Here is a 24672-nt window from a genome sequence, read left to right as displayed (position 1 = left end):
GGACCGGGCACGGGTCAGGCGCGGCGCACCACCAGTGCCGTGGCGATGGCCGCCAGTCCCTCGGCGCGGCCGGTCAGGCCCAGGCCGTCGGTGGTGGTGCCGGAGACGGACACGGGCGCGCCGGCCGCCTCCGAGAGCGCCTTCTGCGCCTCCGCGCGGCGCTTGCCGATCTTGGGCCGTACGCCGATCACCTGGATCGCCACATTGCCGATCTCGAAGCCCTGGGCGCGGACGATCCGGGCGGCCTCCGCGAGCAGCACGGTGCCCGCGGCGCCGGACCACTCGGGGCGGCCGGTGCCGAAGTGGGCGCCCAGATCGCCCAGTCCGGCCGCCGAGAAGAGGGCGTCACAGGCGGCATGCGCGGCGACGTCCCCGTCGGAGTGCCCGGCCAGGCCGTGCGTCTCGCCCTCCCACAGCAGGCCGGCGCACCACAGTTCGCGGCCCTCCTCGAAGGCGTGCACATCCGTGCCGACGCCGACCAGCGGCAGGGCGGGGGAAGGGACGGGCTCAGAAGCCATCGGTGACCCTCCTGCGGGCGAGCACGGCCTCGGCGAGCACGAGGTCCAGGGGGCGGGTGACCTTGAAGGCCTCCTCATGGCCGGGCACCAGCACCACGGGCACGCCCAGCCGCTCGACCAGCCCGGCGTCGTCGGTGGCGCCCTCGCCCTCTCGCGGGGCGTCCGCGTGCGCCTTGGCGAGGGTGGTGCGGTCGAAGCCCTGGGGTGTCTGCACCGCGCGCAGCAGGGACCGCTCGGGGGTGGCCGCGACCGGCTCGGGCTCCCCGGCGGGGGTGCCGGGCTCGATCCGCTTGACGGTGTCGGCCACGGGCAGTGCGGGGACGACCGCGGGCGCCCCGGCCCGTACGGCGGCGACCACGGCCTCCACCGTCTCCACCGGGACCAGCGGGCGGGCGGCGTCGTGGACGAGGACGGTGTCGACGTCGCCGGGCAGTGCCGCCAGCCCGCGGGCGACCGACTCCTGCCGGGTGCCGCCGCCGGTGACGACGATCACTTCGGTGTCGCCGGCGGACTGGGGCAGGGGGTGCTCGTCCAGGAGCGTGCGGACGGCCGCGGCTCCGTCGGGCGGCGCCACGACGACCACGAGCGAGACCGTGCGGGCGCGGGCGACCGCGCGGACGGCGTGGACGAGCATCGGGGGGCCGCCGAGCGGCCGCAGCGCCTTGGGGGCGCCGCGGCCGAGCCGTACGCCGCGGCCCGCGGCGGGGATGACCGCGGCGGTGCGCGGGGACGGCGCGCCGTCGGTCGCTTCTGCGTACCTGGTTTCGTCTGGCATTGGTCGCCCGTTCAGGTTTGTTTCCTCGGCGGAGGTGGGTATGGCACTCAGCGTGCCGGGTGCGAAGCCCCGACCGGACCCTTCCGTGACGACCGGTCGAGCAGCCGCCCGGGCCCGGCGCCGAGTATCGCGGGCGGTCCGTACGACCCGCTACAACCGCATCCCGGCAGCCCCGCGCGCCGGGGGTCCGACGGATCCCCGTGTGCGCTCCCCCGACGTGCCACAACGCTGCCACATGCCGCAGCGCTCCGACACGCCGCAGCGCCCGGCGACGGCTCGCACCGTCACCCGGGCACCGCGGCGATCTCCGCATCCCTCACGCCCGCCGACCGGTCACCGGCCGGTACCGCGCCATGCGTCGTCGTCGTGTCCCGCCGACGGATGGCGGCGGGCGGCGGGCGTCCGCCGCGGAGGCCGCCGGCTTACTCGGGGCCGGCGCCGTCCAGGTCAGGACGCCAGGACCTCGTCCAGCAGCGTCTCGGCCTTGTCCTCGTTGGTGTTCTCCGCGAGAGCCAGCTCGCTCACCAGGATCTGGCGGGCCTTGGCGAGCATCCGCTTCTCACCGGCGGAGAGTCCGCGCTCGCGCTCCCGGCGCCACAGGTCGCGCACGACCTCGGCGACCTTGATGACATCACCGGAGGCGAGCTTCTCCAGATTCGCCTTGTACCGGCGGGACCAGTTGGTCGGCTCCTCGGCGTAGGGCGCGCGGAGCACCTCGAAGACCCGGTCGAGGCCGTCCTGGCCGACCACGTCACGTACGCCGACGAGCTCCGCGTTTTCCGCCGGGACGCGCACCTCCAGGTCGCCCTGGGCAACCTTCAGAACCAAGTAGGTCTTGTCCACGCCTTTGATCTGGCGAGTTTCGATAGCCTCGATCAGCGCGGCCCCGTGATGGGGATAGACCACGGTGTCGCCAACCTTGAACGTCATGTGACAGGTACCCCTTCCGTGGCTATCCAGGGTAACACGGGGACGCCCTCTTCTGAATGGCGTTTTCGCAGGTCAGGGCATATCTCGGGGCTTGACAACAACGCCCGGATCGTGCTGCGCGGCCCCTCGGAGGACAGGAATCCGCAGGTCGGAGGGGGTCTGAACGGGGCGGGAATCGCACACGGAAGCACCCTTCCGGACTTGACCGAAACACCTGTACGTCCGTTTTGTCGGTATCGTTGATCCGGCCGAACGGCCGGAAGCGAATTGATCAGCGCACGGGCCAACGGCCCCGGGGGGTTGTTTTCCGGCGAACTTCCCCGCCTCCTTCACCGGCACTTCCCCGGAATGCTCGTAATCGTTCGTACGGACGTGCAGTCGATATTCCGCGGAAGGCGCCCGCCGGTCTCCGCCCCTCTCCCCGGCCTCGCGCGCAAACGCCGGCGCGCCGCCCCCGCGCCCCGCCCGGGATCCCTCACGCGCGCGCCGGGGTGCGGCACTCGGAGGCCCGTGGGGCGGGTCGGTTGCGGGGGCGTTTCGCGGGGTCGGTACTCTGAGCCCGCCGACAGACCCATCCATCCCGCAAGGAGTTGCCGCCGCCGTGAGCAGCAGCCTTCGACGCGGCGCCCTCGCCGCCAGCTCTCTCGCGCTCTCGATCGCGTCCCTGACCGCCTGCGGGGCCGGGCCGAACGCGCAGAGCCTGAACATCAACCCCGACAACGCCTCGGCCCAGGTCGACCAGATCGAGGTCCAGAACGTCAACGTCATCACCTCCGAGGAGGGCTCCGGCCCCGCCTCCGTCTCGGCGCGCATCTTCAACGGCGGCACCGAGGACGAGACGCTGGAGTCCATCACGGTGGACGGGCGGCGTGTGGAGCTGAGCCCGGCCGAGGGCGAGCAGGAGCTGACCGTTCCCGCGGGCGGCTCCCTGGCGCTCGGCGGTGAGGGCCACGCGTCCGCGATCATCGACGACCCCGAGCAGGCCGGCATCGAGGCGGGGAACGCCCAGCCGCTGGTCTTCGAGCTCAGCTCGACCGGCCGGGTGGAACTGCGCGCCACCGTCGTCCCGGCCGAGGGCGCCTGGAAGGACTTCGGCCCCAGCGGCGCCCCGGCGCCCACGGAGTCCGGCCTGCCCGACCCGGGCGCCACACCCACCGAGACCCCGGGCGCGCCCGAGGAGGACGACGCGGGCGCCGAGGACGAGGGCTTCAACGACAGCGGTGACGACGACACCCAGGGCGAGATCGGCAGCTCCCAGGAGAACGGCGGCAGCTAGGACACCGGGGGCAGTGCTCCCGTCCGTCCCCCGTTCCCGGCCGCGCGCGAACGCCGGCCGGGAGCACGGACGCGGGTGGGGGCCGCTCCCCGATCAGGAGCGGCCCCCACCCGTGTCGTACCGTGCCGGACGCCGCCGCACCGGATCCCGGGCGCGGCGGCGTCCGGCACGGCCCCGTCATGGGCCGGTCACGGGCCCGTGACGGACCCGTCGTGGGCCCGTCACGGCTCGAACTTGTAGCCCAGCCCCCGCACCGTCACCAGGTAGCGCGGCGCGCTCGGGTCCGGTTCGATCTTGGCACGCAGCCGCTTGACGTGCACGTCCAGCGTCTTGGTGTCGCCCACGTAGTCGGCGCCCCAGACCCGGTCGATGAGCTGCATACGGGTCAGCACGCGTCCGGCGTTGCGCAGCAGCATCTCCAGCAGGTCGAACTCCTTCAGCGGCAGATCGACCTTGGCGCCGGAGACCGTCACCACGTGCCGGTCCACGTCCATCCGCACCGGACCGGCCTCCAGCGCCTGCGGGGCGGCCTCCTCCGGCTCCCCGCGCCGCCGCAGCACGGCCCGGATGCGGGCCACCAGCTCGCGGGAGGAGAAGGGCTTGGTCACGTAGTCGTCGGCCCCTATCTCCAGGCCGACCACCTTGTCGATCTCGCTGTCCTTGGCGGTCACCATGATGACCGGCACGTTCGAGCGGCCGCGCAGCTGCCGGCACACCTCGGTGCCGGGCAGCCCCGGCAGCATCAGGTCGAGCAGCACCAGGTCGGCGCCGTTGCGCTCGAACTCCTCCAGCCCGTCCGGGCCGGTGGCCGCGATGGCCACCTCGAAGCCTTCCTTGCGCAGCATGTACGACAGTGCGTCGCTGAACGATTCCTCGTCCTCGACGACGAGCACTCGGGTCACGGGAGGACCTCCGGGGCGGGATCAGGGTGGTGATCGATGGGATCGTGGGGGGTTCTGCGGGTCCCGCGGGGAAGGCCGCGGGGCGTGGTGGGGGTCCTGTGGGAGGCCCTGTACGGAGCTACGGGGCCGTCGCCCTCGCCGTACGGGCCGCCGTACGCGGGGTCGTCCGGTGCGCCGGGGGCACCGGGGCCGGCCGGGTCGCTCACGCCGTCCGGGTCCGGACCGGCTCCGCGTACGTCGCCGCCGTCCCCGGTTCCCTCGTGGCTCCCGGCGCTGTGGTCGCCGTCGTCGCCGCCGTTGTCGTCGCCGTCGTCGCCGAAGTCCGCCGGCTCGCGCAGCGCGCCCGCGGCCCGTTCCCTCTCCAGCCTCCGGGCTTCGGCGCGCTCACGCGCGCTGGCCGCCTCCGGCAGGCGCAGGGTGAAGGTGGAGCCCTGGCCCTCCGCACTCCACACCGTGACCTCCCCGCCGTGCGAGGCGGCCACGTGCTTGACGATGGCCAGGCCCAGGCCGGTGCCGCCGGTGGCCCGGGAGCGGGCCGGGTCCACGCGGTAGAACCGCTCGAAGATCCGGTCCTTGTCCTTGTCCGAGATGCCGATGCCCTGGTCGGTCACCGCTATCTCGATCATGTCCCCGCCCGGGGCGGCGACCCGGCGTCCGGCGATGCCCACCCGGGTGCGGGCCGGGGAGTAGTTCACGGCGTTCTCCACCAGATTGCCCAGAGCCGCCGCGAGCTGGCCGCGGTTGCCCCACACGTGCAGGTCGGCGGTGCCGCCGGTGGCCATGGTGATCTGCTTGACGCCCGCCGCCTGACGGCAGCGGTCTATGGCCTCGGCCACCAGCTCGTCCACCCGGACCGGTTCGGAGTCCTCCAGCGGGTTGTCGTTCTGCACCCGGGAGAGGTCGATCAGCTCCTGGACGAGGTTGGTCAGACGCGTCGCCTCGGTCTGCATGCGCCCGGCGAAGCGCTCCACCGCCTCCGGGTCGTCGGAGGCGTCCATCACCGCCTCCGACAGCAGCGACAGCGCGCCGACCGGGGTCTTCAGCTCGTGGCTGACGTTCGCCACGAAGTCGCGCCGCACCGCCTCGATACGGCGGGCCTCGGTCAGGTCCTCGACCAGCAGCAGCACCAGCCGGGAACCCAGGGGCGCCACCCGCGCGGAGACCGCCAGCACCTCGCCGCGCCCCGTGCCCCGGCGCGGCAGGTCCAGCTCGACCTGGCGGATCTCGCCGTCGCGGCGGGTGTCGCGGGCCATCTTGAGCATCGGCTCCACCGTGAGCTTCCCGCCGCGCACCAGCCCGAGGGCGTACGCGGCGGAACTGGCCTTGACGACCGCGTCGGCCTCGTCGAGCACCACGGCGGAGGAGCGCAGCACCGACAGCACGGTGTCCACTCCGGGCGGCAGCACGGCCTCGGTGTGCAGCGAGCTGCGCGTGGGACGGGACTGCTCGCGCTCGCTCCAGCGGAACGCGAGCATCGCGAACACGCCGGTGCACACCCCGGCGATCGCTGCCGCTGCGGCGACCGCCGCGTTCACGTCCATGTGTCCAGGTTATGCGCGCCCCGGAACACCGCCCCAGCCGTTCGGGCACCTGCTCGAACAGACGTCTCCGAGAGTTCACGCCGGTGTCGGCACCGGTTCACTTGGTCGGGCGGAACCGGACGTGTTTCGGACAGAACGTGGGAGCGTAGGGGAGAACCGGGGCCCGCGCGCTCTTCGCGGAAGGCCCGCGGCCCTACGGTCACGTCATGCGAGGGGAAGGAAAGTCATGCGGGACGCGTACCACGAGGAGCTGGACTCGATCGGCGACAGCCTGGTCGAGATGGCCCGGCTCGTCGGCTCCGCGATCGGCCGCGCCACCACGGCGATGCTGGACGCGGACCTCAATCTCGCCGAGAGCGTGATCGCAGCGGACGAGAAGGTGGACAACCTCCAGCGCGACCTGGAGACCAAGGCCATAAACCTGCTGGCCCGGCAGCAGCCGGTCGCCACCGACCTGCGGATCGTCGTCACCTCGCTGCGGATGAGCGCCGACCTGGAGCGCTCCGGCGACCTGGCCCAGCACGTCGCCAAGGTCGCCCGGCTGCGCTACCCCGAGTCGGCGGTCCCGCGCGACCTGCACGCGACCATCCTGGAGATGGGCCAGCTCGCGCAGCGCCTGATGGCGAAGACGGGCGAGATCCTGATCACCAAGGACGTCGACCTGGCACTCCAGCTGGAGCAGGACGACGACGCCATCGACCTCCTCCACCGCACCCTCTTCCAGCACCTGATGGACGACCGCTGGAAGCACGGCATCGAGACGGCCGTGGACGTCACCCTGCTGGGCCGCTACTACGAGCGCTTCGCCGACCACGCGGTCTCGGTCGCGCGTCGCGTGGTCTACCTGGTCACCGGCGACTACGCGGACGAGGTCGACCCGGCCACCGCCGCGGCCGCCTCGGCCGCCGCATCCGGCGCGGAGGAGGCTCCGGCCGGGGACGCGTGACCGCGGGCGGCGGGGTACGGGCGCGAGGTACGGCTCGGGGCGCGAGGAGCGCGGAGCGCCTGCCGTCCGGGCCCGGGCGCCCCCTGGTCCGTGAACACGCGGTACGTGCTCCCGCACGCCGTTGACGCGCTCGGCGGTGCGAGCCGTCAATGGGTGGCGAGACGAGCCGGTGACAGCCGGCGCGACGCGGAGGAGGCACTCATGGCGGACTTCCCGACTCCACCCACCACGGCCGAGCACTCCGGCGAGAGGCCCTCGCTGCCCGTACCGGGGGCCTGCGGCTGCGGATCGGGGTGCTCGTGCGGCTGCCAGTCCGGCGGCTCCTGCCAGTGCGGCGGGAGCTGCTGACCCGTCGGAACGACTGCCGGTGCGCGCACCCGCACCGGAGCGGGGCCCGGCCGGACCACCGGCCGGGCCCCGCCGCGTACCTACGCCGCCGTGCTGCGTACCCCGCGCCGTGAGGAGCCCCCGTACGGCCCCGGCGGGTGAGGTGGACGGACAGCGGGGTAGTCGCCACGGAGCTACGGGGCCGGCCGGGGCCGGTCCCTTCCTACCGCGACGCCGACACGACGGAGGCACCGGAGATGGCCCTCAACCCGAGGATCAAGGACCGCATGACCGGCACCACCCCGGCCGGGCAGGGCAAGGGGGCCTGGCTCGCCGCCCTGGAGCAGGGCTCGAACCTGCTCCAGTCCGCGACACCGCTGAAGGGCTTCGACGTCTACGTCGTCGGCTTCCACTGCGCCAAGGGCGAACCGGACTTCCAGATGGAGGCCCACCACTACTGCCGCGTGGTCAACGACGACCTGCTGCAGTGCGTCCTGTTCGACGGCAACACCGGGGACGCGAACCTGATCGGCATCGAGTACATCGTCTCCGAGCGGCTGTTCGAGACCCTGCCCGAGGAGGAGAGGGCCTACTGGCACCCGCACAACTTCGAGGTGTTCTCCGGGCAGCTCGCCGCCCCCGGGCTCCCCCGCTCCGCGGAGACGGCGTTCATGAAGCAGCTGGTCAACTCCTACGGCAAGACCTGGCACACCTGGCACACCAGCGGCCACGGGCACGGAGACGGCCACGGCTCCGGCATGGACCTCCCCTACGGCGACCCCAAGCTCATGTGGTCCTTCAACCGCGAGGGCGAGTGCGCCGAGGACCTCGAGCAGGACCGCGACCGGGCCATGGGCCTGGACACCGAGGCCAACCGGGCCGACCGCCGGTCCTTCCTCGACCTGGCCCGTCCGCAGTGGGGCGTCGACGCGATGAAGGACGACTTCTCCGGCACCACGCCCGTCCCCGGCGTCAGGGACGTCCACGCGGCGTCCGACGGCGGAGCCGCCGCGCCCTGACGGCCCGGCGTCCGCCCCACCGCGCGGAGCGGCCCGTCACAGGTCCCTGGCCGCCTCCTCCTCCTTCTCCGCCGTGCGCTGGAGGGTTCCGAGCACGGCGGCCGGGTCGCCGTCGGCCAGTACCGACTGGCCGACGTAGAGGCCGATCTCCCGGCTGACCTTCGCCCAGGACACCTTGCTGGAGGGGAAGAACTCCGAGGCTCCGAGCCGGTCCAGGAAGGGCCGCATCCGCTTGTGGCGCTTGTCGCCGCGCATCCGGTCCGAGGCGGACACCGTGACCGGCAGCGTGTGGTAGCGGTCGGCGAAGGCGAACTGGTTCTCCACGTCGTAGACGTGGTCGAGGAACGCGGCGACCGCCTCCCGGTTGCCCTCCCGGCGGAAGGCCAGCATCCAGCCCGCCGACGCGGTGGTGGTGTCCGACAGCCCGTCGCGGCCGGGCAGCGGGGCCGTCCCGTAGTCGGTCTTCTTCCGGTCGGCCTGCCGCGTCAGCGACAGATCCCCGTTGAGCATGCCGACGTGCCCGCCCGTGAACAGGTTGAACAGCCCCTGGCGGTTGGTGACGGCGGGGTTGGACGTGGTCAGGCCCTGGTCGACGAGTTCGTCGCGCAGCCACCCCATGGCCTCGACGTTGGCCGGGGCGTTGATGGCGTACATGCCGCCGTCGCCGGTGTAACCGCCGCCGTTGCCCAGCATCCAGGTCATCGCCTCGGTGGGCGCCTCCTCGCTGCCGAGCGGCAGCCCGTAGGGCACGTCCACACCGGCCGCCTTGAGCGCGACGGCGGCCTGCTTCAGCTCCTCCCAGGTCCGCGGCGGCTTCTCCGGATCCAGACCGGCCTCGGCGAAGAGGGCCCGGTTGTAGAAGAGGAGCTGGACGTCGGCGGTGAACGGCATCGCGTACCGCACACGGCGCAGCTCGCCCGCCGTGCTGAGCGCGGGGACGAAATCGGCCTGGACGGGTATGGACAGCACGTCGTCGGCCCGGTACAGCCGCTCGGCGGCCGCATGGTCGGCGAAGGAGTCGATCTGCGCCAGGTCCGGGGCCCGGCCGTCCCCGACCATCTGCGCGACCTTCTGTTCGGCCTTCCCCGGAGGATGGACGGACACCTTTACCTTGACGCCGGGGTTCTGCTCCTCGAACGAGGCGACCACCCCGTCCCAGTAGTCCTGGGTCGGGTTTTTTCCCTCCAGGTCCCCGTGATCCGACGCGACCATCGTCAGGGTGACGTCACCGGTGCGGGACGCCCCGCCCCCGCTGCCGCACCCGGTCGCCGTCAATGCGACAGATCCGGCCACCCCCGAAGCCAAGCCCAGGAACCGTCTTCTTCGCATCTGTGCCACCCCTTACTTAACCGGTACTGCTCCCGCGTCGGCGTTCACTGAGAACCACGCCGGGAACCGATTCGGAAGCCGGAGCGCGGCACCCCCCTGGAAGCCACCGCAGGGTGGCTGAAAAGTAACGCTCAGTCCGCACCACGACCACCCTGTTGAGCGGACCGATACGCAAACGAGTCCGATTTCCCGGATCCGCCGCCCGGAGGGCGGCGGGACGACGGACCACCGAGGGGCCCCGCCCCACCCCGCCTCCGCCCCCCGCCACGGCCCCGACTACGACATGCGGACAAAAGGTATAAAAAACCACCTTCCTCCCCTTCCGCTTCGCCGCAGGAGAGTTACCGTGGAATTGGGCCTACGGGACGAGCGAGGGAGTTCGACCGGAGTAGCCGACTTGGGCGGAAAGCTTCGGCTTCCGCCGGGGCCGACGTCGACGGTCGGGCTGAGAGGCCCGAAGGTGGCGACACCGGAAGGCGACCTCCACAACCTGATCCGGACAATGCCGGCGCAGGGAGCCCGCCCCGTGGGTTCACCCATGTCACGGACTGCTCGATGCCACGCGGTGGAGCCGACCCGACCACCACGTGGCATCGGTGCGTCGTGCGGCCGCAGCCGGGGAGACCGGGCGATTCGCGCCCGCGCTGCCCGCATGGATGCCGCTATGGCATTTTCAATGCCATAATCCCCTCATGGCTGACGACAGCGACTTCCTCCCCGGCGACGGCCCCAGCAGCGGCATCTCCGTCACCCTGGCCGCCGGGACACTGCACGCCATCCGCGCGCGGGTCGGCAAGCGCGGCGTATCCGCCTACCTGGAGAAGGCGGCCCGGCGCCAGATCGAGCGGGACAACCTGGACGATTTGATCGCCGACTTCGAGAAGACGCACGGCCCCGCCGACCCCGACGCCGTGGCGGCGAAGCGAGCCCGGCTCACCGGCGATGGCGACTCGTCCGGGGCCGGTGCCGCCGCGTGAGCGGTGCCCTGGTGCTGGACAGCGAAGGGCTGGCGAAGGCCGTACTGCGGGACCGGGAAGTGCACGAGTGGCTGACTGCGGCCCGCGGCGCGGACCTCCCGGTTCTCACCTCGGCGGCGGTACTGGTCGAGGTGATCCACCCCAGAATCAACGGCCCCGCACTGAAGTGGACACTGTCTCGCCTGCAAGTGGAACCGGTGACCCGGGCACTCGCCCAGTCCGCCGCCTCCCTGCTCCAGGACGCGGGCCTGCACGGCCACAAGTACGCCATCGACGCCATGCTGTGCGCGACCGCCCTGCGGCACCCGGGCCGGGTGACGATCCTGGCCTCCGACGTGTCCGACATCGAGATGCTCCTCGACCGGCACCCGAGGGTGCGGGCGGAGAAGGTCTGAGCCGGACACGGCTCCGGCAGCGCACCGAACCGCCGGCCGGGGAACCTGCGGAACAGCAGGCGCCCGGCTCCGGCACCCGCAGGCGATCCTGAGACATCCGGGCCCCGGGGCACATGCGGAAGGCCTGGGCCTTCCGCATGCACCGGTTGCTACTTCTCGCCCTGGTTCTTCACGGCCGGTTCCGCGACCTGCGACTGCTCGACCTACCAACGCTCTGACCTGCGGTCGAGCCGTCAACGGTTGTCGTCGTTGGTCGCCCCTGGCCACCCTTCCACGGCCCGGCGACGGCCCAGGAAGCCAGACGACACATGTCGCGAGTCGCCTCGGGCAAGCGTCCCTGACGCGCCTTCTCGGTCCCGAACTGCCGGCGACACGGTCGCTGAGGTCTCCTTGGCCGGTCGACCAGCCGTCTGGAGCCGCTGATGGCCGGCCGTAGTCACGCTGATCGCGGTGCTTCGCCGTTGCTCTGCTGTCGTCACCAGTCGCGCCACGCGTCGGTGATCTCGGCGCGCCCCATGCCGTTCCTCGTCGCCAGGGCCGCCACGTCGATGCCGTTCGCTCAGAGTCTGGTCGATGTACTCACACAGCTGCTCACGCTCCGTCCGTGTTGTACCCGGCACCACCATGCTGCTCGTCCTCGTTGACCGCGTTGAGGCGCTGGACGACTCGCTTGATCGTGTCGAAGACCTGCTCGTCGGACGGTGCCACCAGTGCGTGCACGTCCTCCTCGAAGGCGTGGAGAGCATCCTCCGTGGCGCGCAGCAAGGACTCCGGGTAGAGCTGGGCCATGCAAGCACACTCCGGGTCCAACGTCCCGGCCGCCGGTTCGCGAGCCTCCTCGGCCATGCCGGCACGCCAGTTCTCAGGTGGTCTGATCGCCATACGCGGACCGTACGCTCCGGGACTGACAGGCCTGGGCGCACGCTTTCCAAATGTTCACCCCGGGGTCCGGTGGCGGTCGCGTGTCTCCTGACCTGCGGTGAAGCGTTCGGATCGGCTCCGCCTGGACAGCCCGGACGGGGGCGAACGAGACCAGGGCTGAGACCACGAGGTGACGGGCGGGCGGCTCACGTCGTTCGGTGGGTGCTGCACCCGAGTCGGATTCCTACTTGTTTGATAATGTCAGTCCCATGGGCGAGATTTCTTACAGCGTCGGCGAGGGGCCGGCCACCAGGGTCAGCCTCTCCCTTCCCGAGGGAACGGCTGAGGCGATCCGCCGACGGGTCGGCAAGCGTGAGTTCTCCGCGTTCATCACCGAAGCGGTGGAGCGCGAGCTGCGGGGTCAGATCCTGGACGAGTACCTGGCCGACTACGAACGCCGTCAGGGGCCGATCTCCGAGCACGAGCAGGAGCGGGCACGCCGGGTCTTCGACGAGGTGTTCGCCGAGGAGGGGCAGTGGCCCGCCGCAAGCTGAGCCACGAAGGCACCCTCGTTCTCGACTGTGAGGGTCTGTCGAAGTTCGTCAGTGATCACGAGCCGGTCGTCGCCCTCATCGCCGAGGCCCGCAAGCGGGGCATGGAGGTGGTCATCAGCGCGCTCACCATCATTGAGGCGGTGCATCGCCGGACCGACAGGGCGCGGCTCGCGTGGGTCCTGTCCGGCGTGCGGATCGTGCCCGTCGGTGACGAGGAGGCCAAGGCCGCCTCGGCCATGCTGATCAACGCCGGGCTGCACGGTCACAAATACGCCATCGACGCCGCGGTGGCCGAGACGGCGCTGCGTCAGCGCCGTCCGGTCGTCATGCTCACCTCGGACATCGACGACATGACGAAGCTCTGCGGCGACAGGGTGCGCCTCGTCGCCGTGTAGCCGATGCCTGCAAGATCTGCTTGTCCCGCTCCGTCTCGCCCGTGCCTGCCGGCCGCAGGCGCCAGACTCAGGGGCATGGCGGAACTCAACGGTGAGCCGGTCGGCCCTGACGCCCTCCAGGCCCTGGCGCTGACCAACTACGGCCACTTCACGTCGATGCGCGTCGAGCAGGGCCGGGTACGCGGCCTGTCCCTGCACCTGGACCGGCTGGTGCGCGACTGCCGGGCGGTGTTCGACACCGACCTCGACCCCGAGCGCGTCCTGGAGTTCGTCCGCAGGGCCGCTCCCCGGACCGGATCCCGTGTCGTCAGGGTGACCGTCTTCGACCCGGCGTTGGACCTGGGCCGCATCGGGTCGGACGCGCACCCGCACGTGCTGGTGACCACCCGCGGCGCGGGCAGTCTGCCGCTTCCGCCGCTGCGTATCCGGTCGGCCGCGTACACCCGGGACATGCCCGGGGTGAAGGGCGTCGGGCTGTTCGGCTCGCTGCGGCACCGGCGCGCGGCACAGCGCGCGGGCTTCGACGACGCACTGTTCGTGGACGGCCGGTCCATGATCTCCGAGGGCGGCACCTGGAACATCGGCTTCGTCCGGGGCGGGCAGGTGGTGTGGCCGGACGCGGAGTGCCTGGCCGGCATCACCATGCGGCTGCTCCAGCGGATCCACGTCTCGGTCTTGGCTCCCGTGGGACTCGCCGACGTCACCGGGTTCGACGCTGCCTTCGCCACCAACGCCGCCATCGGCGTCCGGGCCATCGGCCGCCTGGACGACCTCCCGCTCCCGGACACGCATCCGCTGATCGAGGAGCTGCGCAGGCAGTACACCAGGATCCCCGGGGACCCCCTGTAGCGGTGTCGCCGGGGATGGTCCCGGGACGGTGGGAGACCGGCAACTACAAGGGGAGAGGCCGAGGTGGCACCCGTCGGACGACGGGCCGTTCGTGACCCTTGCCAAAGAGCCGCCGCACGTCGCAGGACCACGTCGAGGGCAAGTGCTCCAGTCGGTGGCTGTGAGCAGGTGGTCCCGTGGTTGCTCGGTAGTCCGTGATCAGGGAGCCGTCCACCGCCGCGCGCGTCGCTTCGCACCGACTGCGGCCACGCGACGGCGAAGGTCCCGGCCGCTGGGCTCCTTCCAGCCGACGCACATCCGGGCGTGGGTCACGCAGTTGGAGGCGGCCGGGCTCTCCGGCTCGTACGCACGGGTGATCTACTCCAACGTGCGGTCGTGCTGAGTGCGGCCGTGGATGACGGCTATCTGGCACGCAACCCGTGCGCTGCCCGGTCGGTCCGCCCGCCGACCGTGGAGGTCCGGCGCATCACCCCGTGGCGGGCCGAGCAGGTCTTCGCCATGCGGGCCGCGCTCCCTGAGCGGTACCGGGCCATGGTGGATGTCGGCGCGGGCTGCGGCCTGCGGCAGGGGGAGATCCTCGGCCTGGCCGTGGACGCGATCGACTTCGAGACGGACACACTGCATGTCGTCCAGCAGCTCAAGCTCAGCCGCAGCAAACCCGTGTTCGCCCCGCCCAAGGGCGGCAAGCTCCGTGACGTCCCCCTCCCCCGGCCCGTCGCGGATGCCCTGCGCGCCCACATGCGGCGGTTCCCGCCGGTGAACATCACGCTGCCGTGGAAGACGGCGAACGGCCAGCTCGTGACCAAGCGGCTGATCTTCACCGCTCCGATGGGCGGCCACATCTGGCGCAACACGCTCAACGAGGACGCGTGGAAGCCCGCGCTTGCTGCGGCCGGTGTGATTCCGACGCCGGGGCGCGGCGAGTCGTACAAGGCGTCACGGGAGGACGGCATGCACGCGCTGAGGCACTTCTACGCCTCGGTGCTCCTGGACGCCGGGGAGAGCGTCAAGGCACTCGGACCCCGGGCTGACGCTCCGGGTGTACGCGCACCTGATGCCGTCCAGCCAGGAGCGCACCCGCAAGGCCGTGGCCACAGCCTTCACCCGACGGTGACACAACCCGCTACTCCCTCGAAACACAAGCGGAATCTATTGCGAACCACTATCCGCGAACATATTGCGAACCACTATCCGCGAATCTATCGCCGACCACTATCCGCGAACATATTGCGAACCACTATCCGCGAATCTATCGCCGACCACTATCCGGAGAACCCCTACAGACTTCGCGCCTAAGTCTGAGAGGGTAAGTCGCTCAGGCCCCACTCCACCCCTCCCACCTGCACGCCGTCTGGCGTGCACACCAGACGGCGTGCACACCAGACGGCGTATAAAACGGCACCCGGGAGTCTTCCTAAACCTCAGGGATGGACTCGCTGAATACTCCACCCGAACCATGATCACCCCTTCCATGCAGGGGATTTGTGCCTGCTGGTCGCGCCGCATAGAGTTTCGGTGACGCGAGAGGCCGCCCCCGGGCCAGGGGGCGGCCTGATTCTCCGTTCGCGGTACCCAAGTTCAATTAAGCAACACACGAAGGAGGACTCCATGGTACGTCCGACTCTGGCAGTCGAGGTAACCCCCCGCGGGCTGCCGTTCGCCCTGATCGGTGTTGGTGTCGCTGCGCTGCCGTTCCAGGTTGCGGTGTCTGCCTACGTTGCTGCGGTCATGGGGCTTGCAGCGTTCCTGATCACGTTCGAGGCACGCATCCGACTCGCCTGAGCCCGGCGTCCCTGATTCTGACGGCCCCCCGGGCGGCCCAAATGATGCAACGAGCCCCCTGCCAGTGGAAAACCGCTGGTAGGGGGCTCGTTCGTGCCGTACGGCTACTTCTTGCCCTGGTTCTTCACGGCCTCGATGGCGGCCTTGGCCGCGTCCGGGTCGAGGTAGGTGCCGCCCGGGTTGACCGGGTGGAAGTCGGCGTCCAGGTCGTAGGACAGCGGGATGCCGGTGGGGATGTTCAGGCCCGCGATGTCGGCGTCGGAGACGTTGTCGAGGTGCTTGACCAGCGCGCGGAGGCTGTTGCCGTGCGCGGCGATCAGGACGGTGCGGCCGGTGATCAGGTCCGGGACGATCGAGTCGTACCAGTACGGCATCATCCGGATGACCACGTCCTTGAGGCACTCGGTGCGCGGACGCAGCTCGCTGGGGATCATCGCGTAGCGCGGGTCGTCGCTCTGCGACCACTCGGCGCCGTCCTCCAGGACCGGCGGCGGGGTGTCGTAGGAGCGGCGCCACTGCATGAACTGCTCTTCGCCGAACTCGTCGCGGATCTGCGCCTTGTTCTTGCCCTGGAGCGCGCCGTAGTGCCGCTCGTTGAGGCGCCAGGAGCGGCGGACGGGGATCCAGAGGCGGTCGGCGGTCTCCAGGGCGAGCTGCGCGGTGCGGATGGCGCGCTTCTGTACGGAGGTGTGCACGACGTCGGGGAGCAGGCCGGCGTCCTTGAGCAGCTCACCGCCGCGGGCCGCCTCCTTCTCACCCTTCTCGGTCAGGTTGACGTCCACCCAGCCGGTGAACAGGTTCTTCGCGTTCCACTCGCTCTCGCCGTGGCGGAGGAGGATCAGCTTGTACGGTGCGTCGGCCATGGGCCCGAGCCTAATCGACGTCCGGTGGGCGGGCCGGGGGCGGCCGACTGGCGAGACACGGGCCCGGGCGGGCGTACGGGGCGGGCGGGCGTACGGGGGCGGCCGGGTCCGCGATCGACCGCTGGGGGGCGGGCACGCTGTGGGCGGCCTCGGCGGTGGTGGGCGCGGTCGCGGCGGCGGGCTATGTGCTGCTGGTGCGGGCCGCGGCCCGGCAGGGTGGCGGGGCCGCGGAGGCGGAAGCCTCCGCCTCCGGGACGGAGACGGCGAGTGACGCGGCGGACGGGGTCGGTTCGGCAGCGGGCCGGTGAACAGGAGGTCCGCCCCGGCATCCTGTGGCGGCACGCCGCCGCCCGCGTGCGGACGGCGGCGTGCCGGACGGCCTCGCGGCGGGTCAGGCGGTCCGTACGGTCTCCAGGGCCGCGCGGATGGCCGCCGTGGCGTCGGGGGCGAGCAGGACGGAGTAGTGGTTGGCGCCGGGCACGCACCGCACGGTCACACCGGAACCGGCTCCGGGGCCGAGGCCGGCCGCGGCGAGGCGGTCCTCGTCGTACAGCCCCCGCGGCTCGTCCAGCATGCCGCGCTCGGCCCACAGCAGGGTCATGGGCACCCCGGCCGAGGCGGCGGTCCGCACCGCCGCGACGGTCTCCGGGCCGGCCAGGACGTCCGCCCCGTCGGCCCGTACCGCCTCCAGTACGCAGCTGCTGCGCAGCTCCGGTTCCCGCCCCACCAGATCGCGGTCGATGTAGGCCTGGACGTCGTCGTTCCAGTGCGGGCCCAGGGCGGGGTGCTCGCGGAAGAAGGCGCGGTACGCCTCCCGGTCGGGGAAGGTCATCGACAGCCGCCGCATCGCCGGGCCGATGACGGCCTCCAGCAGCTCGTCGATGTCCGTCCCCTCGGGGGCGGGGAAGCCCACGCCGCCGTCCACCAGCACCACGCCCGCGATCCGGTCCGGGTGGCGGGCGGCCGTCAGCGCGGCGACGAAGGCGCCCATGGAGTGGCCGACCAGCACCGCGCGTTCCCGTCCCAGGTGGTCCAGGAGGGCGATGACGTCCTCGGTGTGGGCGGTGAGCCCGTACGGCCCCGGGAGCGCGGCGCTGCGCGCCCGGCCGCGCAGGTCGGGGGCGTACAGCGGGGTGTCCTCGCCCAGGGCGGCGGCCAGGGCGGCGAAGGAGCGGCCGTTGGCGGTGATGCCGTGCAGGGCGATCACCGGTTCCCCGGCGCCGGGCCACCGCGAGACGGCCAGTTCCCCTCCGCGCACCGGGACGGCCGTCTCCTCCGCGGTGCGTCCGGGGCGTCCGGTGCGCCGGGTCGCCGCCGGGTCCGTCCTCGGGTCCGCCGCCGGGTCCGTCATCGGGTCCGTCATCGGGTCTCCTCTCCCCTCCGCCAGGTCAGCGAGCGCCGTATCGACGCGATGCCGCCCGGTGCCGCGTACACGGCGATCACGAACAGCGTGCCGAGGACGACCATCGGCTCCGACAGCGGCGCGCGCAGGATACCCGGCAGCCCGTGCACCAGGTCCGAGCTCGCCAGCACCGCCAGCCGCTGGTCGAGGAAGGTGAACAGCACGCCGCCGATCAGCGGGCCCCAGCGGGTGCCGCTGCCGCCCAGGACGACCATCACCAGCAGGGTGAGGGTGAACTCCGGGGTGCTGGAGCGCGGGGTGGCGCCCGCAGTGACCAGCAGGTGCATCGCGCCGCCCAGCACGCCGAGGGCGGAGGCCAGGACGAAGACGCCGAGCTTGTGGCGGAACGGGTCGTAGCCCAGGACGGAGACCCGCTGCTCGTTGTCGCGGATGCCCTGCCAGACCCTGCCGACCGGCAGGGACACGGCCGTCCACACCACGGCGGCCGTCAGGGCGAGGTAGGCCAGGGCCAGCCAGTAGACGTTGGCGGTGTTCTGCACGCCGACCAGCGCGTCGGGCACGCCGCCGGTGTGCAGCGGCAGGCCCTCCTCGCCGCCGGTGAGGCCGCCCGGGTTGCGCTGCACCCAGATCGAGCCGGCCTGGGCGAAGGCGAGGGTGACCATGGCGAAGCCGATGCCGCCCAGGGCCAGCCCGCGCAGGGAGACGGCGCCCAGGAGGACGGCGGCGGCCGTGCCGCCGGCCAGGGCCAGGCCGATGGCGGGGAAGAGTCCCAGGCCCAGTTCGGTCATGGCGAGCTGGGTGCCGTACGCGCCGCCGGCGACGTAGAGGGCGTGGCCGAAGGAGAGCAGGCCGGTGCGGCCGAACATCAGGTCGTAGCCGAGGGCGAATCCGCCGAACACCAGACACAGAGCCAGCAGTTGGAGCGATCCGGGCGAGTTGACCGGGCCGTCGAGCAGTACCGGGATCTCCAGGGCGGAGTACGGCAGCAGGGCCAGGACGGCCAGTACGGCGGCCGGTGCGGCCAGTCCCCGCCACCGGCGGGCGGGCCGGGCGGCGGGGCCGGTGGGCCCGGTGGTGGGTGCGGGCCGCTCGCCGGAGGAGGGCGGTGCGGTGGCCCGGGCGGCCGAGGAGGCCGGGGAGGCCGGGGAGGCTGTCATGCGACTCCTCCTGCGAGTCGGGGTGCGGGGCGGGCGAGGACGACGGCCGCGAGCAGTACGACGACGGCGAAGTCGCCGTAGCCGTCGACGTAGTAGTTGGCGTACTGCTGCACCAGGCCGACGGCGAGCGCGGAGAGCGCCACACCGGGGATGGAGCCCATGCCGCCGATGACCACCACGACGAAGGCGAACACCAGCAGCGAGGTGCCCTGGTGGGGTGAGAGCGAGCCGAAGTAGAGCCCGCCGAGTACGCCCGCCAGTCCGGCGAGGGCGCCGCCGATGGCGAAGACGAGGGTGAAGGCGCGGGTGACGTCGATGCCCAGGGCGGTGACCATCGCCCGGTCCTCCACGCCCGCCCGCACGATCAGTCCGTAGCGGGTGCGGGACAGGAAGAGGTTGACGGCCGCCAGTACCGCGAGGGCCGCCGCGATCAGCACGAAGCGGCTGACCGGCACCTGCGCGCCCAGTACCCCGACCGTGCCCGACAGCGCGTCGGGGACGGGGAAGGGGCGGGAGTCCGCGCCCCAGACGGCCTGGACGAGCGCGGGGACGGCCAGCGAGAGGCCGACGGTGACCAGGATCTGCTCGCGGGGACGCCCGTAGAGGCGGCGGATGAGGACGAGTTCGACGACGATCGCCAGCAGCGCGCCGGTGGCGGTGCCGAACAGCGCGGCCAGCGCCAGCCCGCCCGTGCCGCCGACGGTCTCGGCGGTGCGCCAGGCCGCGTACGCCGAGACGGTGAGGAAGGCGCCGTGGGCGAAGTTGAGGACGTCCATCAGGCCGAAGATCAGGGCGAGGCCGGAGGCGATGAGGAAGTACAGGGCGCCCAGGCCCAGTCCGGTGAGGGTGAGCAGGACCAGCGTGCTCATCAGGTGCTCTCCTTGGTCGCGTGCTCGCGCTGTTCCCGCTCCTCGGGCCGCTCCTCGGCCTGTCCGGACCGCTCGGACCGCTCGTGGCGGCCGACGCCGAGCAGGCTCGTGGTGCGCTCGCGGTCGGCGAGGAGTTCGGCCGCGTCGCCGGTGTGGACGGTGCGGCCCGCGTCCAGCACCACGGCGTCGCGCGCCAGGCGGCGTACGACGGCCAGGTTCTGTTCGACGAGCAGCACGGGGACGCGTTCGGCGGCGCGCTGGAGCACCTCGGCGACCTCGGTGACGACGCGGGGCGCCAGTCCCTTGGTCGGCTCGTCGACGATGACCAGGCGGTTGTCGTTGAGCAGGGCGCGGGCGAGTGCGACCATCTGCTGCTGGCCGCCGGAGAGGGTGCCCGCCCGCTGCGCGCGCCGGGCCTTCAGCTCGGGGAAGAGGTCGTGGACGAGGTCGTAGTGGTGGGGGCCGCCGGCGCGTTCGGCGAGGGTGAGGTTCTCGGCGACGGTGAGGGAGCCGAACACCCCTCGGTCCTCGGGCACGTAGCCGACGCCGCGCCGCACCACGGTGTGGGTGCGGTGGCCGGTGACGTCCTCGCCGTCCAGGCGGACGGTGCCGCCGGTGACCTCGCCCTCCTCGGGCAGCAGGCCCAGCACGGCGCGGACGGTGGTGGTCTTGCCGACGCCGTTGCGGCCCAGCAGGGCGGTGGTGCCGGTGGGGGCGACGTCGAAGCCGACGCCCTGGAGGATGCTGGACTGGCCGATGCGCACCCGCAGGTCGCGCACGGACAGGATGGGCTGCGGGCTCTCGTGCCCGGCCGGTGTACTCACAGTTCCTCCCCCACGTACGCCTCCTGGACGGTCGGGTCGGCCATCACCGCGTCGGGGGTGCCGGTGGCCAGCAGGGTTCCGTGGTGCATCACGGCCACCCGGTCGGCCAGGCCGAGCAGGATGTCCATGTGGTGCTCGACCATCAGCACGGTGCGGCCCTCGGTGCGGTGGAGGGTTCGGATGACGTCGGTCAGCTCGCCGACCTCCTCGGCTGCGACACCCGCCATGGGCTCGTCCAGGAGCATCAGACGGGGTCCGGCGGGCGAGGAGCCGCCCTGCGCGAGGGTGGGGGCGAGCAGCACGGCGAGTTCCAGCTTGCGCTTGTCGCCGTGGGACAGGCCCCCGGCGAGGTCGCCGGCGCGGCGGGCGAGCCGTACGCGCTCCAGTACGCCCCGCACGCCCTCCCCGTCCTCCGCGATCCGCTTCGCGCCGGCCGCGCGGGCGGCCAGGGCGACGTGCTCGGCGACGGTCATGGTCGGGAAGACGGAGGAGGACTGGAAGGTGCGGCCCAGCCCGCGGCGGGCGCGGCGGTGGGGCGGCAGGCCGGTGATGTCGGCGCCGTCCAGGCGGACGGTGCCGGCGGTGGGGCGGGTGATACCGGAGACGAGGTTGAACAGGGAGGTCTTGCCGGCGCCGTTGGGGCCGATGACGGCGACGAACTCCCCTTCCGTCACTGCTAGTTCGACCCCGTCGACGATGGTCGCCGCACCGACGGACCAGCTCAGTCCGCTCAGTTCGAGGACAGGTGCCACAGCCGTCAGCCGATCTTCTTCTCGGCGGGGGCGACCCCCTGCGCGTCGACGGTGAGGACCACCTTCGGCGCGTCGCCGTCGAACTCCGCCTGGAACATGGGCTGGAGCAGGGCGTGGTCGGTCGCGCGGACGGTGTTCTCGCCCTTGACGCCCGCGAAGGTGTGGCCCTCCAGGGCCTCGACCATGGCGTCGGTGTCGCCGTCGGCGCCGGCCTCGCGGACGGCCTGGGCGACCATCTGGGCGGCGTTGAAGCCGTCGGGGGTGAACAGGTCGGTCTTCCAGCCCTTCTTGCCGAAGTACTCCTCGACGGCCTTCGCCTCGGGGTTGTCGATGGCGCCGGGCACGTAGTGCGCCAGGAGGGTGACCTTGTCGCGGGCCTTGCCGAAGACGGGGTAGCTGGCGCGGCTGTCGAGTCCGGTGACGACGGTGGCGGCGTCGAGCACGCCCTGCTGGTCGAGGGTGGTCCACATCGACTGGGCGGTGTCGCCGGCCCAGGCGACGAAGACCATGTCGGGCTTCGCGGCCTTGACCTTGGTGGCGGTCGGGGTGAGGTCGGTGGCGCTGGGCGGGGCGAGGACGGAGTCCACGGTGGTGCCGCCGGTGCCCAGCACGCTCTCGACGGCGGCCACGTTGGCCTGACCGAAGGCGTTGTCCTGGGCGAGTACGACGACCTTCTTCCCCTTGCCGCCCTCGCCGCTCCCGCCGTCCTCCTGCTTCATCAGGATCTGCTGGGCGGTGGCCACGTCCTGGAAGGTCTGGCGCCCGGAGCGGAAGGTGTACTTGTTGGCGCCGGTGAGGGCGTCGGTGGCGGCGGGTCCGGAGATGTAGAGGATCTTGTTCTGGGCGGCGACCGGCGCGATCTGGGTGGCGACGCCGGAGGCGGCCGTGCCGGCGATGATCCGCACGCCCTGGCCGGCGCTCTTCTTGGCCAGCGAGACGCCCTTGGCGGGGTCGCCGCCGTCGTCGTACCTGCTGACCTTGATCTCGACGCCGTCGATCTTGCCCGTGCCGCCGGTGGCGTGGTCGAGCCCCGCCTCGAAGCCCTGGATGTACTGCTCGCCGTAGGAGGCCAGCGGGCCGCTGGTGGAGGTGATCAGGGCGACCTCGACCTCCTCGGCCCCCCCGTCGCCGGAGGCGGTGGAGCCGGGGCTGGAGCAGGACGTGGCGAGTGCGGCTGCCACGGCTGCCGCGGCGAGGGAGGTGATGGCGGGTCTGCGCATGGCGGGAGGGCTCCTCGGCGGATCGTGTACGGGCGGCCACCGGTGGGTGGCCGGCTCGTGGTGGTGATGCCTGGCAGCGTCCGCCCCACCCGCACGCACCGGCAATGTCCGTGCCGGACACAGGAAGGCCCCGGCGCATGGACTGTCGCCACATATGCGCCGGGGCCCCCGGTTGCGCGGTGCGGTCCTGCGGGGCGGTTCCGCCGGTTCCGCCGGTTCCGCCGGTCAGGCCGCCGTCCGCCGGTTACCGTCCGCCGGTCCGGCTGCCCGCCCGTGCGCTCACTCGTCGCGCAGCAGGTGCGCGAACGCCTCCAGGTTGCGCGTGGACTCGCCGCGGGAGGTCCGCCAGGCGTACTCCTTGCGGATGGAGGTGGCGAAACCCATCTCCAGCAGGGTGTTGAACGCCCCGTCGGCGTTCTCCACGACCACGCCGAGCAGCCGGTCCACCTCCTCGGGGGTGACGGCCGGCAGCGGCAGCTTCCCCACCAGATAAACGTCGCCGAGGCTGTCGAGGGCGTACCCCAGGCAGTAGAGGCGGGTGTTGCGCTCCAGCAGCCAGCGGTGGACCTCGGCGTGGTTCTCGTCCGGGCGGCGGACGACGAAGGCGTTGACGGACAGGGAGTGTCTGCCGACGATCAGGGAGCAGGTCGTGGAGAGTTTGCGGGTGCCCGGCAGTGTGACGACGTAGTTGCCGTCGGACGGGCTCTCCCACTCCAGCTCGGCCTCGCGCAGCGTCCGCTCGATGGCGGCCCTGGCCTTCGCGGTCGCGCCGCCACCGTCGCTGTCGCCGCTGTTGTCGCGCTTGTCACCCATGCGCCGATCGTAGGCGACGGCGCCGTCCGGCCATCGCCTCGGCGTACACCTCGGCGGTGGTGGCGGCTGCGGTGTCCCAGCCGAAGCCGCTCGCGTGGCGGGCGGCCGCCTCGCCCATGCGGGCCGCCAGCTCGCGGCCGTCGATCAGGTGCCGCAGCGCCCGCGCGTAGCCGGCCGGCTCGTGGCCGTCGACGAGGAAGCCGCTGACCCCGTCGCGCACCGCCACCGGCAGCCCGCCGACGGCCGCGGCGACGACGGGGGTGCCGCACGCCTGCGCCTCGACGGCGACCAGCCCGAAGGACTCGCTGTGGGAGGGCATCACCAGCACGCTCGCCGCGCGGTACCAGTCGGCGAGGACTTCCTGGCCCACCGGCGGGTGGAAGCGCACCACGTCGGTGATGCCGAGTCGGGCGGCGAGCTTCTGGAGCTGCTCGGGCCTGGCCAGTCCGCTGCCGCTGGGCCCGCCGACGACGGGGACGACGAGGCGTTCGCGCAGGGAGGGGTCCTCGTCCAGCAGCAGGCGGGTGGCGCGCAGCAGGACGTCGGGGGCCTTGAGCGGCTGTATCCGCCCGGCGAACAGGGGTATGAAGGCGTCCCGCGGCAGGCCCAGGCGGGCGCGGGCGGCGGCGCGGCCGTCGGCGGGACGGAAGCGGTCGAGGTTGACGCCGGGGTGGACGACTGCCGTGCGGGCGGGGTCGGCGTCGTAGTGGTGGACGAGCTCGCCCGCCTCCTCGGCGGTGTTGGCGATGAGCCGGTCGGCGGCCCGCACGATCTGCGTCTCGCCGATGACACGGGCGGCGGGCTCGGGGGCGTCGCCCTCGGCGAGGGCTGCGTTCTTGACCTTGGCCATGGTGTGCATGGCGTGCACCAGGGGGACGCCCCAGCGCTCGGCGGCGAGCCAGCCGACGTGGCCGGAGAGCCAGTAGTGGGAGTGGACCAGGTCGTAGTGGCCGGGCCGGTGGCGGGCCCAGGCGCGCATCACTCCGTGGGTGAAGGCGCACAGCTGGGCGGGCAGGTCCTCCTTGGCGAGCCCCTCGTAGGGGCCGGCGTCCACGTGCCGCACCAGTACGCCGGGGGCGAGTTCGACGGCGGGCGGGAGGGCCGCGGCGGTGGCTCGGGTGAAGATCTCCACCTCGGTGCCCTGGGCGGCGAGCTGCCTGGCCAGCTCCACGATGTAGACGTTCATGCCGCCGGCGTCACCGGTGCCGGGCTGGTGCAGCGGCGAGGTGTGGACGCTGAGCATGGCCACGCGGCGGGGTCGTCGCGTGAACCGGTGCAGCCGCCGACCGAGCCTGGTGGGATGCGGGCTCACCTGCGCTGCCTCCTACGGGGTGGGACGCCGAGCGACCGTCCGCTCTCTCGGTTCGTCAACACCGGCGTGGGCCGTTCCCTTCCCGCGCCCGCTCGCTTTGCCAAACCGTGACGCGGCACACGG

At 72.3% G+C, this 24672-nt stretch carries 25 protein-coding genes and 1 pseudogene; 10 read left to right on the top strand and 16 right to left on the bottom strand.

The genetic code is table 11. The annotated features are described in order from the left end of the window. Positions 1-14: 14 nt before the first annotated feature. From ispF to IQ279_RS03465, 3 genes are all read right to left on the bottom strand, one after another. The gene (gene ispF, locus IQ279_RS03475) at positions 15-518 is read right to left on the bottom strand and encodes a 2-C-methyl-D-erythritol 2,4-cyclodiphosphate synthase (RefSeq protein ID WP_206346797.1); all 504 of its coding nucleotides are present in this window, start codon (positions 516-518) and stop codon (positions 15-17) included. Next, positions 508-1293 (bottom strand): 2-C-methyl-D-erythritol 4-phosphate cytidylyltransferase, encoded by a 786-nt coding sequence (ispD, locus tag IQ279_RS03470; protein WP_206346796.1) that lies wholly within the window; start codon positions 1291-1293, stop codon positions 508-510. Before ispD ends, ispF begins: the two co-directional genes overlap by 11 nt. Positions 1294-1740: 447 nt before the next feature. Then, a complete protein-coding gene (locus IQ279_RS03465; RefSeq protein ID WP_093658831.1) occupies positions 1741-2223 on the bottom strand; it encodes a CarD family transcriptional regulator in 483 nt (160 codons plus the stop codon). Positions 2224-2824: 601 nt separating this feature from the next. On the opposite strand from IQ279_RS03465, the gene IQ279_RS03460 reads away from it, so the two are divergent. Next, a complete protein-coding gene (locus IQ279_RS03460) occupies positions 2825-3499 on the top strand; it encodes a copper chaperone PCu(A)C domain-containing protein (RefSeq protein WP_206346795.1) in 675 nt (224 codons plus the stop codon). Between the two features lie 221 nt (positions 3500-3720). Here IQ279_RS03460 and phoP read toward each other — a convergent pair whose 3' ends face one another. Beyond that, a complete protein-coding gene (phoP, locus tag IQ279_RS03455; protein ID WP_481906815.1) occupies positions 3721-4392 on the bottom strand; it encodes a two-component system response regulator PhoP in 672 nt (223 codons plus the stop codon). A 5-nt stretch (positions 4393-4397) separates the two neighbouring features. Continuing rightward, a complete protein-coding gene (locus tag IQ279_RS03450) occupies positions 4398-5942 on the bottom strand; it encodes a sensor histidine kinase (RefSeq protein ID WP_241027547.1) in 1545 nt (514 codons plus the stop codon). Between the two features lie 226 nt (positions 5943-6168). On the opposite strand from IQ279_RS03450, the gene phoU reads away from it, so the two are divergent. Next, positions 6169-6888, top strand: a complete 720-nt coding sequence (gene phoU, locus IQ279_RS03445; RefSeq protein WP_206346794.1) for a phosphate signaling complex protein PhoU — start codon at positions 6169-6171, stop codon at positions 6886-6888. A 584-nt stretch (positions 6889-7472) separates the two neighbouring features. Further along, on the top strand, positions 7473-8234 hold the full coding sequence (locus tag IQ279_RS03440; RefSeq protein WP_206346793.1) for an OBAP family protein: 762 nt from the start codon (positions 7473-7475) through the stop codon (positions 8232-8234). Positions 8235-8270: 36 nt separating this feature from the next. On the opposite strand, the gene IQ279_RS03435 is transcribed toward IQ279_RS03440, so the two are convergent. Next, the gene (locus IQ279_RS03435; RefSeq protein ID WP_241027546.1) at positions 8271-9509 is read right to left on the bottom strand and encodes an ABC transporter substrate-binding protein; all 1239 of its coding nucleotides are present in this window, start codon (positions 9507-9509) and stop codon (positions 8271-8273) included. Positions 9510-10255: 746 nt separating this feature from the next. Between IQ279_RS03435 and IQ279_RS03430 the strand changes: the two genes are divergently transcribed. Together IQ279_RS03430 and IQ279_RS03425 are read left to right on the top strand one after the other, a co-directional pair. Next, positions 10256-10540, top strand: a complete 285-nt coding sequence (locus IQ279_RS03430; protein WP_206346791.1) for a hypothetical protein — start codon at positions 10256-10258, stop codon at positions 10538-10540. Further along, positions 10537-10935 carry a PIN domain-containing protein gene (locus tag IQ279_RS03425; RefSeq protein ID WP_206346790.1) on the top strand — a complete coding sequence of 133 codons (399 nt, stop codon included), beginning with the start codon at positions 10537-10539 and terminating at the stop codon, positions 10933-10935. The genes IQ279_RS03430 and IQ279_RS03425 overlap by 4 nt, the downstream gene beginning before the upstream one ends. Before the next feature lie 591 nt (positions 10936-11526). On the opposite strand, the gene IQ279_RS03420 is transcribed toward IQ279_RS03425, so the two are convergent. Beyond that, positions 11527-11817 (bottom strand): hypothetical protein, encoded by a 291-nt coding sequence (locus IQ279_RS03420; protein ID WP_241027545.1) that lies wholly within the window; start codon positions 11815-11817, stop codon positions 11527-11529. 248 nt (positions 11818-12065) lie between these two features. Between IQ279_RS03420 and IQ279_RS03415 the strand changes: the two genes are divergently transcribed. The 5 genes and pseudogenes from IQ279_RS03415 to IQ279_RS03395 all read left to right on the top strand — a co-directional run bounded on the left by IQ279_RS03415 (position 12066) and on the right by IQ279_RS03395 (position 15376). Further along, positions 12066-12350, top strand: a complete 285-nt coding sequence (locus IQ279_RS03415; protein ID WP_206346789.1) for a hypothetical protein — start codon at positions 12066-12068, stop codon at positions 12348-12350. Continuing rightward, positions 12332-12745: a PIN domain-containing protein gene (locus IQ279_RS03410; RefSeq protein WP_093847114.1), complete on the top strand. Its 414-nt coding sequence runs from the start codon at positions 12332-12334 to the stop codon at positions 12743-12745. The genes IQ279_RS03415 and IQ279_RS03410 overlap by 19 nt, the downstream gene beginning before the upstream one ends. Positions 12746-12820: 75 nt before the next feature. Beyond that, a complete protein-coding gene (locus IQ279_RS03405) occupies positions 12821-13594 on the top strand; it encodes an aminotransferase class IV family protein (RefSeq protein WP_206346788.1) in 774 nt (257 codons plus the stop codon). Positions 13595-13856: 262 nt separating this feature from the next. Beyond that, positions 13857-14708, top strand: a pseudogene (locus IQ279_RS03400) (tyrosine-type recombinase/integrase); the annotation flags it as partial. Positions 14709-15202: 494 nt separating this feature from the next. Beyond that, complete coding sequence (locus tag IQ279_RS03395) at positions 15203-15376, top strand: hypothetical protein (RefSeq protein ID WP_206346787.1); 174 nt, start codon at positions 15203-15205, stop codon at positions 15374-15376. Positions 15377-15480: 104 nt separating this feature from the next. On the opposite strand, the gene IQ279_RS03390 is transcribed toward IQ279_RS03395, so the two are convergent. The 9 genes from IQ279_RS03390 to mshA form a co-directional block, all read right to left on the bottom strand. Beyond that, positions 15481-16239 (bottom strand): phosphoglyceromutase, encoded by a 759-nt coding sequence (locus IQ279_RS03390; protein WP_206346786.1) that lies wholly within the window; start codon positions 16237-16239, stop codon positions 15481-15483. 391 nt (positions 16240-16630) lie between these two features. Then, entirely contained in the window at positions 16631-17602 is a 972-nt protein-coding gene (locus tag IQ279_RS03385; RefSeq protein WP_241027544.1) for an alpha/beta fold hydrolase, read from the bottom strand. After that, the gene (locus IQ279_RS03380) at positions 17599-18759 is read right to left on the bottom strand and encodes a branched-chain amino acid ABC transporter permease (protein WP_206346785.1); all 1161 of its coding nucleotides are present in this window, start codon (positions 18757-18759) and stop codon (positions 17599-17601) included. The genes IQ279_RS03385 and IQ279_RS03380 overlap by 4 nt, the downstream gene beginning before the upstream one ends. Continuing rightward, entirely contained in the window at positions 18756-19628 is an 873-nt protein-coding gene (locus IQ279_RS03375; RefSeq protein WP_206346784.1) for a branched-chain amino acid ABC transporter permease, read from the bottom strand. The genes IQ279_RS03380 and IQ279_RS03375 overlap by 4 nt, the downstream gene beginning before the upstream one ends. Further along, positions 19628-20452 (bottom strand): ABC transporter ATP-binding protein, encoded by an 825-nt coding sequence (locus IQ279_RS03370; RefSeq protein ID WP_307792120.1) that lies wholly within the window; start codon positions 20450-20452, stop codon positions 19628-19630. The genes IQ279_RS03375 and IQ279_RS03370 overlap by 1 nt, the downstream gene beginning before the upstream one ends. Beyond that, a complete protein-coding gene (locus IQ279_RS03365; protein WP_206346783.1) occupies positions 20449-21204 on the bottom strand; it encodes an ABC transporter ATP-binding protein in 756 nt (251 codons plus the stop codon). The genes IQ279_RS03370 and IQ279_RS03365 overlap by 4 nt, the downstream gene beginning before the upstream one ends. Positions 21205-21209: 5 nt before the next feature. After that, on the bottom strand, positions 21210-22424 hold the full coding sequence (locus IQ279_RS03360; protein WP_206346782.1) for a substrate-binding domain-containing protein: 1215 nt from the start codon (positions 22422-22424) through the stop codon (positions 21210-21212). 279 nt (positions 22425-22703) lie between these two features. Then, the gene (locus IQ279_RS03355) at positions 22704-23237 is read right to left on the bottom strand and encodes a type III secretion system chaperone family protein (RefSeq protein ID WP_206346781.1); all 534 of its coding nucleotides are present in this window, start codon (positions 23235-23237) and stop codon (positions 22704-22706) included. After that, on the bottom strand, positions 23230-24549 hold the full coding sequence (gene mshA, locus IQ279_RS03350) for a D-inositol-3-phosphate glycosyltransferase (protein ID WP_307792115.1): 1320 nt from the start codon (positions 24547-24549) through the stop codon (positions 23230-23232). The genes IQ279_RS03355 and mshA overlap by 8 nt, the downstream gene beginning before the upstream one ends. Positions 24550-24672 lie beyond the last annotated feature (123 nt).

The organism is Streptomyces verrucosisporus (assembly GCF_017114865.1).
In the GTDB taxonomy this organism is placed as follows: domain Bacteria; phylum Actinomycetota; class Actinomycetes; order Streptomycetales; family Streptomycetaceae; genus Streptomyces; species Streptomyces fenghuangensis.
This window is presented reverse-complemented; position numbering and strand designations above follow the sequence as displayed.